Consider the following 13,140-nt stretch of genomic DNA (forward strand, 5'->3'; position numbering starts at 1 on the left):
TTGCAGACTTTATCATATCCTTTTTTTCTGTAAAATTACAAACATCCATAGCCTGCAAAAAGGTCATTTTATCTTTAAAGTTGTCATTTTATATTCTTTCGGTATTGCTGGGGCGTGATATGGGTTATTTTTTTAAAGAAACGATTGAAGTTGGATGGATCAGAGAATCCCAATTCATAACAGATCTCTTTTACGGATTTGTTTTGATACAGTTGTTTCTTTATTTCTGAAACCAGCTTATGATGGATCATTTGTTGCGCCGACATTCCGCTGAACTGCCTGCAGATCTTATTAAGAAACCCCGGACTTACATTAAGCATTCTGGTATAGGCTTCAACGGTCTGGTCCTGTAAGATTCTTTTTTCCAGCAACGAACGGAATCTATAGAAATCCGCATGAATATACGTATCCCGTTGAACATGGTACGCACCTGCATAATAGCGGTTGAGAATGATAAGCAGTTGATATAGAAGTGACCTGATCATATGATTGCTGTCATTCTGGATCTGTCCGAACTCCTGTTCTATTTCCTGTAAAAGTTGCTGACATTTCCCGAATGATGTTTCATCGATCTGTAGTACAGCGGGGTGCGAATACTGATGGAAGTACTGAAACCGATAGAGAAACAGCTCATCAGAAAAAAAGAGATGAAGAAAATCTTTTTCAAAGAACAGCGTGTAGCCTTTTACTTCTTCTTCAATTTGCCAACGGCGAACCTGTCCGGGACTTGTAAAAATTATGGTTCGCGGGTGTATTGAAACTATACTTTCATCCAGTGCTAATGTGCCCGCTCCTTCTCTGATGAAAATAATTTCGTAAAAACTAAGTTGATGTAATGTACTGTCTAATACATAATTTTTCAACGTTTCAATACGGCCGATATCCAATAATAGCTCTGAACCATATTTAAAGGGTAGAAAATGATAGGTTTTAACTTGGGGGATCGATGCCATCTTTTACGATTTCTTTACTATATAATGGATGTTAAAAATACAAATTTGTGTTCTTGTTATAAAAACCCCAAAAAATATAAGTGTTGCCTCAATGTAGCATTTTTTTGCTTAAAAATGTTTCAATATTGAAGGTGATGTACTCTTCCAGCAAGGACGGCCTGGATCTTCGTAGATTTCCTTTCTTTGCTAATTTAGGTACGAAAAACGCGAAAACAGGTTGAATATTACAGTGGCTATTAAAGTAGCCCCCTGTAATATTCATTGCAAGAGGTTAAATTTGTGATCCCCTGAATAAAGATGTGCTGATAAAGGTTATCTGATTGCAAATTGCCATGTCTGCTGGACATTTCCCTTATTTTTCAAATCCTCCAACTGTTGGGCCGATGCTTTCTGCAATAAATTGGGCAGACTACTGAACTTTTCAAACTCCGGCTCATATTTACTCGCAATAATGAATCCATTGTCATAAAAAAATTGCTCAGCCTCTTCAAAAGAATCAAAATAATTTCCGCTGACATTATTTGATTTAAAAAAGCGTCCCCACTTTTTATCCTTATCGCTGCCAACTGCGCTGGTTTCATGTTTAAGATAAATGTCTGCTGTTACCCAAGTGCCACCATTTTTTTGCAAAACCGAATGTATATTTTTAAGTATTTGAGACTGTTTCTCTCTATTGAAATACATAAGCAGTCCTTCGTTTATAATAAGGAGTTCCTGGTCTCTAATCAGATTTTTGTCGAGTTTCAAAACGTCAAGTTCCTGAAATTTAAGGTTGCTTGGAATAGCGGTATCCAGATATTTTAACATCTCGATTTTTGCATTCACTACCGGCATTAGATCGGTATCAAAATAGCTCTTCTCCGGATTTTTATTTGCGTAATCCAAGCCACGAAGTGAATATCCAGCTGACAATTCAAGTACTACCGGAGAAACATTCTTCTCGAGAAAAAAGTCAAGGGAAAGGTAGCGCATTTCAAAATGGAGTACACTCGCCCAAAACCCAAAATCTAACTTCAGTTCCTGTGGACTATCAATACTGAAATACTTCGCAATTTCGTTTGCATACGGTATAGTGGTCGTTTCAGCTTTAAAGGTGATCAGCTCTCTTGCTGTGTCAGTTACTTTGTTTAACATATCGTTCTGATTTTTCCGCAAAGTAACAGTATAGAGGTAGGCTGTAATAGGAAAAAATAGACCTGTTTATTTCTTGATAAACTCGTTTCCCAGGTTATTCGGTTTTTTCAAAAATAGACTTGGTTGTAATGTTAAGACTTTACGGAAGCTCTGCAAGAAATGGGATTCATCATAAAAAAGATCGTACAGCTCACTTTTATTCCCTGATTTTTTATCTCTTATGTAGCGGTTATATATCTCTTGAAACCTGATTATAGATGCATATTCCTTTGGTGTAATACCGGTCTGAGATTTAAAGAGCTTGTTGAGATGTCGTTGCGAAGTAGAAACATGACCAAAAAGATCTTTAATTAAAATAGTGCCTTTGTGAGCGTTAATCTGTTCTGTAATATGGACGACACGTTGATCTGGTTCAAACTTTATCCTTTCTATGAGCAGTTGGGTCAGTTCAGTTACTGATTCCCTAAGGTTTCCTGAAAAATTTGTCAAAACTTGGGAACCATCGAGCCTTCTTTTTGAGATGGATACTACTTTGTTGAGAAAACTTGAAAGGTCATTTCCTGCTATCGAATAATACCCGTATGGTTTGAAATTGATACCGATTGAATTTACAGGTACCTTACCTTTAAGTAGAATTTTAGTATGGTGCTGTCCAACCAAGTGAAGGTCAAACTTCGAATGAGGATAAGTTTGATCTTGAATAATATGTTCATATTCCCCGCTATAATTCCATATTAGAATACATCGACCCGATGGAATAATAGTCGCTTGTTCGTTAATATCTATCTGCTCTGGGCTTTCAAACGACCAGATCGATTCCACATAATTAATTAAAGCATCTGGTATTGGATAATATTTCATTCTAATCGGCTTAAAATTTATCTATTGAAGATGTTAGATGTGGCATTAACAAGTTTTTCAAGAATAAGCTTGTCAATACTGTATTCTAAGGAAACATAAGGTTTGATTGGAATATGTTAATCCTGATCATTGTTATTAAAAAAACGACCTATTCCAAGCGAGCCGATATTTCTTTCCCATCTGCATATATTTTCCCCCAATTGCAAAGGCTTTCCAAAATTGGCACTAAATCTAAACCCTTACTGGTCAAAACATATTCTATTCCAACTGGCACTGTGTCGGGAATTCCCTTTTTGATGATGATTGCGTGGGCTTCCAATTCTTTAAGCTGTCTGCCCAATACCTGTTCCGAGATATTGGGCAATTCCTTTATCAGCAAATGGAAGCGGTTATTTCCCTGCGAAATGGAATAGACAATCTGTGCTTTCCACCGACCGCCAATTATTGCGATTGCCGAGTTCAGTTCGCATACTTGAAATAAAAATTGTTCATTTATTGCATTGGTGGAATTTTCTTTACGCATCAGTATTATCCTTTAGTGACTCACAATTTTGTTCGTTATTGCACACGACAAAATGCTTGCTGAATTTTGTTCAAAATTACAAAATATGAACAGAACATTAAGTATATTGATTGGCTTATTGTTAACAAGCCTCTCGCTGCAAGCACAGGAAAAATGGATTTTAAAATCCGAATACCTATCTCAACCTGATACGGTACTGGTGTTTAAACCGGACACTTATAATGACCAAAAGCAATACCCTTTGGTCTATCTCTTACACGGGTACAGTGAGAACTACAAGCAATGGTCACAGACAACGGATCTGCAGAGGTTGGCCAACCAATATGGAATGGTTATCGTGACGCCGGACGGCTTCGTATCATGGTATGTAAACAGCCCTATCGACAAAGGCTCGAGGATGGAAAATTTTTTCTTCAAAGTCCTTGTGCCAAAAGTGCATCACATGCTTAACATTGATGACAAAAATATTTTCATCAGTGGTTTGAGTATGGGAGGATACGGTGCGCTTCGGTACTTTTTGCTTCACAACGATTATTTCAATACAGCAGGTTCTACAAGCGGTGGATTGAATGTTGATTTTGAGGATTTGAAAAAGACAAGTTTAACATTCTTCAACAATACGAGGGTAACAGACGATTTAACACGATTATTAGGCAACTATTTGGAAAATGACTGGAATCAGTACAGCATTTCCGAAATATTGAAACGTTATAAATCGAAAAAAGATTTTTTAATAGATTGTGGAACGGAAGATATTTTATATCCGGTTACGGTAGAATTGAAAACATTGGCAGACAGCTTAAAAATTCCTGTAACTTTTATTACCCAGTCCGGTGACCACAATACGGAATACTGGAGCAAATCCATAGAACATCATTTTGTTTTCTTTAAGCAACATCTAAAGTAAAGTTTAGCCAACAACCAATTACACAGTAAAAAAAGGAGCAAGTCTAACGCTTTTAGACTTGCCCCAAGAATTGATAGTCAAGGATTCGACTGGTTAAGAAGTAAGTCTATTCGCAACATGCTGGACACACCTATTAACTTTTATAATATTTCATAACGATATTAGGACCATTTTCCTTTCTTTGAGTATTTTCAGTTCTACACCCTCATAAGTTTAAGTCTGTAAAGCTGTAATTTCAGTGACAGATAAACCTTGCATCGCTGCCACCGTCTCTTTGATTAAAAATTGATTTGCCATATATCTTTTGTTTTTATGTGGATAGTAAAAGTATGGCTGTTGCGGAGGATATCTGAGGAAAACGAGTTGTATGTAAGCGGTATCGGGGAGATACCGAAAAGTCTGGTGCTAGGGTAACTATAAATAAAAGGCTCTCCTCTTTTAAAAGGGAAGCCATAAGCTCCACCTAAGATAGTCAACCATGCATAAAAGCAGCATACTCCGTTTCGCTAACCCCAAATTTTTGTGATACAGCATAGGTTCCCCGGGATTCAATCACTTCATCACGTTGAGAAACCATTCTTCATTGTCTTTGATGGCAAGTTTCATTTTTCTCAACAATGCCAAGGAACAAAAGAGCATAATTCAGATTGTAGCGATAAAAGAACAAGTGGTATATCCGCTTCCAATATTTTAGAAATATGGACGAGCAATCTCATCTGCTAACGCGAGGTTTTCCGTACGTTTGTTGATATCAGATTCACCTAAAGCAACAATCAAATTTTGTTTATCGAGATCTCTGCAATAAGCCGGCTCACCAGGTTGTTGTCGCCAGGATGAAGCAATCGCACCAGCATCGATGGCGTCAAATCCGATTTCATCAATCAATTGCATGACGGAATGTTTGTCATCTAAATTGTCACCTGCAACCGACAAAGCAATACGGTCAGGGTGCCCTTTTGGTAGTGCTTTTGCAACCAGGCTTCCTGCAACAATATTGTTGAATGCTTTTATCACAGGATGACCGATTACTTTTGCCACCCATTCGCTATCTGTTAAACCATTTTCGATGTCTATATTTCTGCCATCTCTTGAGGGATAATAATTGCCTGAATGGATGATTATCGCTTTTGATATAGATAAAATTGAAACTGGAAGATTTGGGATAGCTTTTTCTGGAATAGCTATAATAACCAGGTCTCGCGCGGCAGCAGCTTCTTCCACTGTTCCAGCAATAGCACCTGTTTTTTCAACAACTTCTGTCAACGATGCGGGCCCACGTGAATTGGAGATGATTACTTCGTGCCCTAAATTTATTAAATACTTGGCAAGCGTACTGCCAACATTTCCTGAACCAATAATTCCTATTTTCATCCTTTAACCATTTTATGATGTCACAAAATTACCAATCATTTTGTTTGTTTTATGACGTGCTTTCCCGAAGGAAAGCAAAATAGATTTCCCGTTTAAGAAGCTAATTCTACTTTCCTTTAGGAAAGTACTATCTTTTGGTAAGTATAATTCAGTTAATTTTGCATACTAAGATTTAGCTGTTTAACAGCTTCAATAAGATTGGTATCATGAGTCAAAATAGAACATTGAAATTATCCGCAGGAATAGCTGGAACAGGTTGGAACTATACATCGTGGATGCATAAAGATATGCCTGCCGATGCGGGGGAAAATGTGGACTTTTATATAGAACAAGCGCAGATTGCTGAAGCTGCCAAGTTTGAAACACTCTTTTTGTTTGATGTTAGCCATATTGGCCCAGGCAATATTCCGCATTATCTCAGTATGTTTGATGGGGCAACAATCATGTCTGCTATTGCAATGAAGACCAGTAAAATTGGTCTTTCTTTTACAGCTTCATCATCTTACACGGATCCTTACAATATTGCAAGACAGGTATTATCACTTGATAAAATAAGTAAAGGTCGTGCTTCTTTAAATGCTATTACTTCCAATCCCGGAGGAATGGTCAATTTCAGCCGTGGGCATTTGGGAAAGTCTGACCAATATCCGATGCATAGAGAGTTTCTGGATATCCTGCTGGGACTGTGGGATACCTATGAAGATGATGCTTTTCCAAGGAATAAAGAGACTGGCGTCTTCTTAAAACCGGACAAAATGCATACCATTGATTACCGTGGTGCGTATTTCTCCGTGGACGGCCCTCTCAATATCAGTCGCTCCGTCCAAGGTAGACCGGTCTTGTACACGGCTGGTTCTTCGACCACTTTTGTAGATATCGCAACAAGCTACACCGATGGCGCCTTTATAGCCGGGCCAAGTTTGGAACACGCCCTTTATACTGCTACCGCGTTACGAAATAAACTAATCGAGAAAAATAGGTCTCCCGAGAATTTTGTGATCGCAACTTCGCAAAATGCTATTGTTGGAAAGACAGACTCAGAAGCCCAGCAGAAATATATGGAACTGGTATCCCTCGACCGATATAGAGCGATGCCCGCACCGTTGTTTTTTGGATCTGCTGAAAGAGTGGCTAATCAGGTGCAGCAATGGTATGAGGCGGGGGCCATGGATATGCTGGTCGTAACGCAGGATTATCCGACAGGACTGGCCGATTTTGCTGAGCTGGTCGTTCCTATTTTACAGGATAGGGGAATTTTCCATAGCGAATACAAGGCAGATACGTTAAGAGGAAATCTGGACCTGAAAAAACCCTTATTCCGAAAAATTTAAAATCAGGTATGCTGATCAGCATTTGAAATAATCATTAAAAATAAAAAAATGAAAACGAATATAAAATATTCTATATTGGAATTGGCAACAGTATCACAAAATACCTCTGTGAAAGAAACGTTAAATAACACGTTAGCGCTTGCCAAAGTAGCGGAAGAAAACGGCTATGAAAGATATTGGTTCGCCGAACATCATAATTCGCATACTGTTGCCAGCTCAGCAACTGCTGTTTTGATCGGGTATGTAGCGGAAAACACCGAGCGCATAAAAGTAGGTTCGGGTGGTGTAATGTTGCCCAACCATTCGCCACTTATTGTAGCAGAACAGTTTGGAACCTTAGCACAATTGTATCCACACCGCATTGATCTGGGGTTGGGTAGAGCTGTAGGGACAGACAGCGCAACGGCGCAGGCTATCCGTTCGGATTCGTTTCAAGCGGCACATTCTTTTCCAGATGAAATTGGGAAAATACAGCGTTACTTTTCTGAGGAAAACAAATCTGCCAAAGTAAGAGTTCCTATGGCTGAAGGTATGGACGTTCCGATTTTTATATTAGGCTCGAGCACTGACAGTGCCCATCTGGCAGCCCAAAAAGGATTGCCGTACGCTTTTGCCAGTCACTTTGCTTCTACGCATCTGTACAATGCCCTCCGCATATATGAACAGGAATTTCAACCTTCTGAATTTTTAAAAGCACCTTATACTATCGCTGGTATCAATGTAATCCTGGCAGATACCAATGCTGAAGCAGAAAAATTATTCACGTCATTGATCGGAATGTTTTATGGTATGTTAACTGGAAATATGCAAAACGTACAGCCTCCAACAGCAATGACAGATGAATGGCGGGAGATCTTTAATCATCCACAGGTGAATCAAATGCTAAAATTTTCTTTTGTTGGGGATAAAGAGACCGTAAAAAAGCAGGTCATCAATTTTCTGGAAGAAACTAATGTAGATGAACTGATTGCAGTTTCAACAATGTATTCGGCTGAAGACCGCATAAAATCAGCGCAAATATTTGCAGAGGTGATGAACGAAATTAATGTAAATTTAGCAACTCAATAAGCTTAATTATGGCACAGAAAAAAATGCATTGTGATTGCCTTGCGACCATTAAGCCCGTCCGCGATACTTTAGATGTCATCAACGGTAAATGGAAATTGCCGATTATTATTTCCATAGGTGTCGGAAATGACCGCTTTACCGATATTCAGGAAAGTATTCCAGGCATTACACCGAAGGTTTTGGCCAAAGAACTAAAAGATCTAGAACAGCATAAACTAATCTTACGAACAGTTATCGATGAGTATCCTGTTAAGGTCTCCTATCAATTGGAACCTTATGCCGATACGTTAACACCGATAATTTACGCACTGAAAGATTGGGGCGTAAACCATCGGAAAGTTGTAACAGCAAAATAAAAAGACAACTATTGTATCGGTTGTAAACAGAATTGGCATCAATATAATAGATCAATTAAAAACATACTTTATAAACATGACCTCATCATTCATTGGTGGTAAAATTATATTTGTTCAAGTCTTGTGATTTCGAAAAAACACTGTTTAAGTCTGTAATTGACCTGCTTACTTGTCGTTGCGCAGAAATTGATTGGCGATTTCAATCAAGAGATTATCTAACTTCCGCGGAGAAATATGCAGGTTTTCATCCACTGTTTTATAATAATCTAACACAGGTAGGCATTTTATAAAAAAAACTGAATACTCTTTATCGGCTTGCTCTGGAACAACAATTCTCCTACTTCGGGGTGCGATTTCCTTTGAATGCTGAGACCAATATAAGTGATGCAACACTATGATTCTCAAAATTGAAGGGTATACAGTTGACTCGATAAAGGTAAAGGGAGTCGCAATCGCAGGCGAAGATATCAAAAAGGAATTGAAACTCGATTGGTATAATTTCCGTCATTTTTGAAGCTAGTATTACAAAAGAATCACTTCTAAGACTCATCAAGTGTATAGAATTGTCAGGAGATTTATCATATGTCGTCATTATCTCGAATGAATTAAGGCGTAAGGTGAAGACTGCCGGGCAAAATTTATGGGTGAGATATTTAACATATTTTGAAAATAAAAATATCGCGAATAATTTTCCTGATACAATCCTAGTCTACGATTCTGAAAATGGAATAATAATCGATTTAAATGGTGCAATGAAAACCTCTGATCAAACTATAAATAAGGCTATTGAAATAAGAGATATTTTGGGAACACAAACCCTTAGTTATACATCTTAAACGGGCTGCTGTTTTTACTGATACACATAGTCAATAAATCAATGATAACACCGGCTAATCATCAGGAGATGGTTAGCCGGTGTCTACGAGGTTTTATTACAAAGGAAAATGGAATAACGGCCTGGATCTCTGTTGTCAACGTTTTTAGAGCCTCAATCGTGCTTGGTACCCCTGGCAGTGGAAAAAGTTATGCAATTGTAAATAATCCATCAAACAGCATATCGAAAAAGGGTTTGCGAAGTATGTTATCCATAATAATGGCTATTAATCATTTCATAGTCTAAAGCTCAGCTATCCAATTGCATAAAAAAGAGGAAAATGTTAAATAGAAAATTTATCATGACAAATTACTAACATTATTAGTAATTTTATTTTATGAAACCACTTGAAGTTCACTGTAGAAATCGTGTGCTATATGTTCGTATGACCATAGACGATAAGAGTATGGGCATGCGGGATTACTATTTGTATGACAAAAACGGAAAGTCATTCTACATATTCAGACGATCACAGGGCGAATGGGAATTAGCATATGGCGTGCTGGCATACGATATTCGGGAGGCTTGTATCGACGCTCTTATTCGTCGGTTTGACCACGATTCGCCAGAGCTATTCTACAGCAATGGCAAACGCAATGTTGTCCGTATAAGCGTAAAGAAAGGCGGTATTTGGCATATTTATGTAAACAATGTGTATGTAGCATCTATTCAATATGACCTATTTGCAAAGAAATTTGAATATCACCTGGACGATAACACGCCACTGACGAAGGGTCATATCGAAAAATATATCGGAATGATTGAGCGTGGCGAAATTAAGTGGAAGAAAGAGCGATGAAAAGTATACTATTCCGCTGCCTAATTGATGGTGAAATGGAATATGTCGACATATCAAAACTAAAGAATATGATATACGTGGAAAATTAGGCGAGTGGCTTTGCGAGATGTTTGACTTTTTGGTTCCACGACAAAGGAACAAAAATGTCACTTAAAAAAAGCCGTCTTTTCAACGACTTTCTCTACGTTATTTTAGCGATGCCTTCAAATTAATTTCTACACTAAGCGCATTTCCTATTGTACACATATCTTTGGCCTTGCCTGCAAACTGCTGAAAACGATCGTTATCAATATCAGGGATTTTGGCTTCAAGATTAAGGTTTGAGCTCTTAACTACATTGTTTTCTACTACTAGTGAAACACTCGTTTCAAGACTGTCAGCAGAAATTCCGCTTTCCGAAAGGATGTAAGCTAGCGTCATCGCATAACATGTTGCGTGAGCTGAAGCCAGCAGTTCTTCCGGATTTGTAAAGCTACCATCACTTTTTGCAAAAAAAGGTTGAAAACTTACGCCATTCAATTCAGAATTCTCTATACCCAATTTTCCGTTTCCTTGCTTAAAACTTCCCTTCCAAACGGCTCTCATATTTATTGCCATAAAATCTATTGTTTAAAATTATTAACTGTACAAAGTTACCTGTGTAAAAATTTGAAGACAATGGACATACGGCACAATGTATAGGACATTTTGCCACCTGCTATTCGGAAATTGCTCTTCTTTTAAATTCAAATGGGGATTTCCCTGTTTGGATTCTGAAAAAGCGGACAAAATAAGATTGATCATCATAGCCGAGCTGAGCGGCGATTTCCTTTACTTTCAGATCTGTATTGATCAGTAACCGCTTAGCCTGAAGAATAATCCTGTTCTTGATAATGGTATTGGGAGATATTCCTTTTTCACGTACAATCTTTCGATTGAGGGTCTTTGGACTAATAAAGAGCAGTTCCGCATAATCAGCAACACTGTGATTCTTATGGTAATTTGTTTCCACCAATTCGCTGAATTTCCTGTTCAGCGCATCTTCCATTGTTCTCGGGCCTTTCTGCTCGGGGCTGCGGTCAAGCCACGATCTGCTTGCCGTAATAATAAGTTCTTTAAGTTTTGTCCTTGTCATTTCCTCTGTCCAGTAATCTTCCCTGTTCAGTTCCCCTTTTATCTCTGCAATAACCTTTCTGAATGAAATGCCTTCGTCCTCTGTAAGTGTTATTGATGGTGTTTCGAAAACATTATTGAATAGAACACCGTCACATGTCAGTTCTTTATCGTGAAAGGCAATACAGTAAAATTCTGGATTGAAATAAACGAGTTCCCCTTCAGTATTATTGTCCATTTGAAATTGCTGTCCGATATTAAAAAAAAACAAGGTATCCTGCTCCGCTTTATACTCAACAAAGTCAGAAATAACAGTACTTCCGCTCCCCGCAAAGAGAATAATGTAACAGTCGCCCGATTTATGGCAAGGCAACGAAACACTATCAAATGGAATCGTTGTATCTAATTGCAGATAGCCTATTTTCTTTTGTCCGAAAGACCTTAAAATTTCCATAGTTTGACTATCGAATTACTTCTTCTTTTCTTATGATTTTAAGATCAGAACGTATCCAAAGTTGAGGAAATATCCACTTCCATACAAGTACCTACCAATTTGTAGGATACCCACAAATTGGTTAGGATAACTGGTTATCAATATATAAGGGTTTACAAATTATCAGTTATGATAACTTTTCCCTTACTTGGAGAGCCTGCTTACGTAGTAAGAATATTTTACCAAAAGAATGGTCGATACCAGTAAAAACAGCATTGCAGAAGTGAATAAGGCCCTTGTTATTCCTTCGAGATATGAATTTTTAGGATATGCATTCAGTAAAATCAGTGTACCCATTATAAAGATTATGACAGACGAGATCATAATCTTTATTCTCAAACTTTTCAGAACTGATTGCCCTTTCACTTTTTCAGAACTTACAATGCAAGCTGTTATTTCTATAGGTTCAAACAATATTGATTGTCTACGCATAAAAACATGTGTTTCACGGATAATAAGGATTGTTGCTATTGATAAACCATGCTTCAATCCGTTTGAAAAATCAGTGTAATTTTGTAAATAATAAGTGTAAAGCAGAAACAACAGAACCACAGAAGTACATATTCCTAATGAAAAAAATGTCATTATCCGATAGAACCGTATTATATAATCAAACATAGATAAAAATATTTGAACGGTTGGAGATTATGCCTCACTCTTTAAACTTGTAATAAAACTGAATTTATTAGCTTTTTGATTACGTAATGTTTCGATGACCTGACTTACCGCTGGGAACTTTACATTACCGTCTGCCTTTATTAATATCTTCAATTGATTGTCGTGCAGACCATAGTTTACTTTTCTTGCTGTAGAAATCCAATTGAAAAGTTCATTTGACATATTAGTTGTCGTATCGACAGCGATACCGGGATTAAATGATTTGTCCAAATATTTATCAGTAGATAAAGACAAAAATTGCTTTAGCTGCCTTATCGGAACACCTAAAGTTTCCAGTGCTAAAAATTTTTCTTTTTCTTCAGGCGTCAGTCGGATATTGTATTTTTCAATCATAATATCCAAAGTTTGTTGTTTTACATCTCTTTCCGCAAAAGACAAAAGACACTTCCCGTCATTACTTACGGTTATCATTGCGAAATTTTCGTCGGGCATTTTTTCCGTTACTACTGAGGCAGGAACATCTATAGGAATGGGTTCTGGAGTTTTGAATACTGCTGTCATTACAAAGAAGTTCAATAAGAGAAATGTCACATCAGACATTGCTGTCATATCTACACTTGGTGCTGTTCTTTTGATTTTAATTCTTGGCATCGTTGTACAAATTAATTATACAATAGTAAGCATTGTTGACTAATATTAGTCAACAATGCTTACTATATTAATGCGTTATTACATTAATATGACAAGACCAAAAGATCTG

At 37.5% G+C, this 13,140-nt stretch carries 13 protein-coding genes; 5 read left to right on the top strand and 8 right to left on the bottom strand.

Annotated elements, in window-relative coordinates; all coding sequences use genetic code 11:
• Positions 1 to 83: 83 nt before the first annotated feature.
• From G6053_RS18465 to G6053_RS18480, 4 genes are all read right to left on the bottom strand, one after another.
• Complete coding sequence (locus G6053_RS18465; RefSeq protein ID WP_165307794.1) at positions 84 to 953, bottom strand: helix-turn-helix transcriptional regulator; 870 nt, start codon at positions 951 to 953, stop codon at positions 84 to 86.
• Between the two features lie 312 nt (positions 954 to 1,265).
• The gene (locus G6053_RS18470) at positions 1,266 to 2,087 is read right to left on the bottom strand and encodes a class I SAM-dependent methyltransferase (protein ID WP_165307796.1); all 822 of its coding nucleotides are present in this window, start codon (positions 2,085 to 2,087) and stop codon (positions 1,266 to 1,268) included.
• A gap of 66 nt (positions 2,088 to 2,153) precedes the next feature.
• Positions 2,154 to 2,948, bottom strand: a complete 795-nt coding sequence (locus G6053_RS18475) for an AraC family transcriptional regulator (protein WP_165307798.1) — start codon at positions 2,946 to 2,948, stop codon at positions 2,154 to 2,156.
• 148 nt (positions 2,949 to 3,096) lie between these two features.
• A complete protein-coding gene (locus tag G6053_RS18480) occupies positions 3,097 to 3,471 on the bottom strand; it encodes a helix-turn-helix domain-containing protein (RefSeq protein ID WP_165307800.1) in 375 nt (124 codons plus the stop codon).
• Between the two features lie 85 nt (positions 3,472 to 3,556).
• Between G6053_RS18480 and G6053_RS18485 the strand changes: the two genes are divergently transcribed.
• Positions 3,557 to 4,378 carry an alpha/beta hydrolase-fold protein gene (locus G6053_RS18485; protein ID WP_206531769.1) on the top strand — a complete coding sequence of 274 codons (822 nt, stop codon included), beginning with the start codon at positions 3,557 to 3,559 and terminating at the stop codon, positions 4,376 to 4,378.
• 690 nt (positions 4,379 to 5,068) lie between these two features.
• Here G6053_RS18485 and G6053_RS18490 read toward each other — a convergent pair.
• On the bottom strand, positions 5,069 to 5,749 hold the full coding sequence (locus G6053_RS18490; protein WP_165307804.1) for an NAD(P)-binding domain-containing protein: 681 nt from the start codon (positions 5,747 to 5,749) through the stop codon (positions 5,069 to 5,071).
• A gap of 206 nt (positions 5,750 to 5,955) precedes the next feature.
• Here G6053_RS18490 and G6053_RS18495 point away from each other — a divergent pair, with 206 nt between their 5' ends.
• The 4 genes from G6053_RS18495 to G6053_RS18510 all read left to right on the top strand — a co-directional run bounded on the left by G6053_RS18495 (position 5,956) and on the right by G6053_RS18510 (position 10,177).
• Positions 5,956 to 7,080: an LLM class flavin-dependent oxidoreductase gene (locus G6053_RS18495; RefSeq protein WP_165307806.1), complete on the top strand. Its 1,125-nt coding sequence runs from the start codon at positions 5,956 to 5,958 to the stop codon at positions 7,078 to 7,080.
• A gap of 48 nt (positions 7,081 to 7,128) precedes the next feature.
• Positions 7,129 to 8,148 (top strand): LLM class flavin-dependent oxidoreductase, encoded by a 1,020-nt coding sequence (locus G6053_RS18500; protein ID WP_165307808.1) that lies wholly within the window; start codon positions 7,129 to 7,131, stop codon positions 8,146 to 8,148.
• A gap of 8 nt (positions 8,149 to 8,156) precedes the next feature.
• Positions 8,157 to 8,504 carry a helix-turn-helix domain-containing protein gene (locus G6053_RS18505; protein ID WP_165307810.1) on the top strand — a complete coding sequence of 116 codons (348 nt, stop codon included), beginning with the start codon at positions 8,157 to 8,159 and terminating at the stop codon, positions 8,502 to 8,504.
• 1,211 nt (positions 8,505 to 9,715) lie between these two features.
• Positions 9,716 to 10,177 carry a hypothetical protein gene (locus tag G6053_RS18510; RefSeq protein ID WP_165307812.1) on the top strand — a complete coding sequence of 154 codons (462 nt, stop codon included), beginning with the start codon at positions 9,716 to 9,718 and terminating at the stop codon, positions 10,175 to 10,177.
• Positions 10,178 to 10,363: 186 nt separating this feature from the next.
• Here G6053_RS18510 and G6053_RS18515 read toward each other — a convergent pair whose 3' ends face one another.
• The 3 genes from G6053_RS18515 to G6053_RS18525 all read right to left on the bottom strand — a co-directional run bounded on the left by G6053_RS18515 (position 10,364) and on the right by G6053_RS18525 (position 13,031).
• A complete protein-coding gene (locus G6053_RS18515) occupies positions 10,364 to 10,774 on the bottom strand; it encodes an OsmC family peroxiredoxin (RefSeq protein WP_121126642.1) in 411 nt (136 codons plus the stop codon).
• Positions 10,775 to 10,874: 100 nt separating this feature from the next.
• Positions 10,875 to 11,723 carry an AraC family transcriptional regulator gene (locus G6053_RS18520; RefSeq protein ID WP_121126641.1) on the bottom strand — a complete coding sequence of 283 codons (849 nt, stop codon included), beginning with the start codon at positions 11,721 to 11,723 and terminating at the stop codon, positions 10,875 to 10,877.
• 684 nt (positions 11,724 to 12,407) lie between these two features.
• On the bottom strand, positions 12,408 to 13,031 hold the full coding sequence (locus G6053_RS18525; protein WP_121126639.1) for a biopolymer transporter ExbD: 624 nt from the start codon (positions 13,029 to 13,031) through the stop codon (positions 12,408 to 12,410).
• Between the last annotated feature and the right edge of the window lie 109 nt (positions 13,032 to 13,140).

The sequence above is a fragment of the Sphingobacterium sp. DR205 genome (assembly GCF_011064245.1).
GTDB classification, from domain to species: domain Bacteria; phylum Bacteroidota; class Bacteroidia; order Sphingobacteriales; family Sphingobacteriaceae; genus Sphingobacterium; species Sphingobacterium athyrii.

Excerpts from the sequence above, each read along its gene's own strand:
- G6053_RS18475 (WP_165307798.1), bottom strand. The coding sequence starts at position 2,948 with ATGAAATATTATCCAATACCAGATGCTTTAATTAATTATGTGGAATCG.
- G6053_RS18525 (WP_121126639.1), bottom strand. The coding sequence starts at position 13,031 with ATGCCAAGAATTAAAATCAAAAGAACAGCACCAAGTGTAGATATGACA.
- G6053_RS18485 (WP_206531769.1), top strand. The coding sequence starts at position 3,557 with ATGAACAGAACATTAAGTATATTGATTGGCTTATTGTTAACAAGCCTC.
- G6053_RS18510 (WP_165307812.1), top strand. The coding sequence starts at position 9,716 with ATGAAACCACTTGAAGTTCACTGTAGAAATCGTGTGCTATATGTTCGT.
- G6053_RS18470 (WP_165307796.1), bottom strand. The coding sequence starts at position 2,087 with ATGTTAAACAAAGTAACTGACACAGCAAGAGAGCTGATCACCTTTAAA.
- G6053_RS18480 (WP_165307800.1), bottom strand. The coding sequence starts at position 3,471 with ATGCGTAAAGAAAATTCCACCAATGCAATAAATGAACAATTTTTATTT.
- G6053_RS18490 (WP_165307804.1), bottom strand. The coding sequence starts at position 5,749 with ATGAAAATAGGAATTATTGGTTCAGGAAATGTTGGCAGTACGCTTGCC.
- G6053_RS18505 (WP_165307810.1), top strand. The coding sequence starts at position 8,157 with ATGGCACAGAAAAAAATGCATTGTGATTGCCTTGCGACCATTAAGCCC.
- G6053_RS18500 (WP_165307808.1), top strand. The coding sequence starts at position 7,129 with ATGAAAACGAATATAAAATATTCTATATTGGAATTGGCAACAGTATCA.
- G6053_RS18515 (WP_121126642.1), bottom strand. The coding sequence starts at position 10,774 with ATGGCAATAAATATGAGAGCCGTTTGGAAGGGAAGTTTTAAGCAAGGA.
- G6053_RS18495 (WP_165307806.1), top strand. The coding sequence starts at position 5,956 with ATGAGTCAAAATAGAACATTGAAATTATCCGCAGGAATAGCTGGAACA.
- G6053_RS18465 (WP_165307794.1), bottom strand. The coding sequence starts at position 953 with ATGGCATCGATCCCCCAAGTTAAAACCTATCATTTTCTACCCTTTAAA.
- G6053_RS18520 (WP_121126641.1), bottom strand. The coding sequence starts at position 11,723 with ATGGAAATTTTAAGGTCTTTCGGACAAAAGAAAATAGGCTATCTGCAA.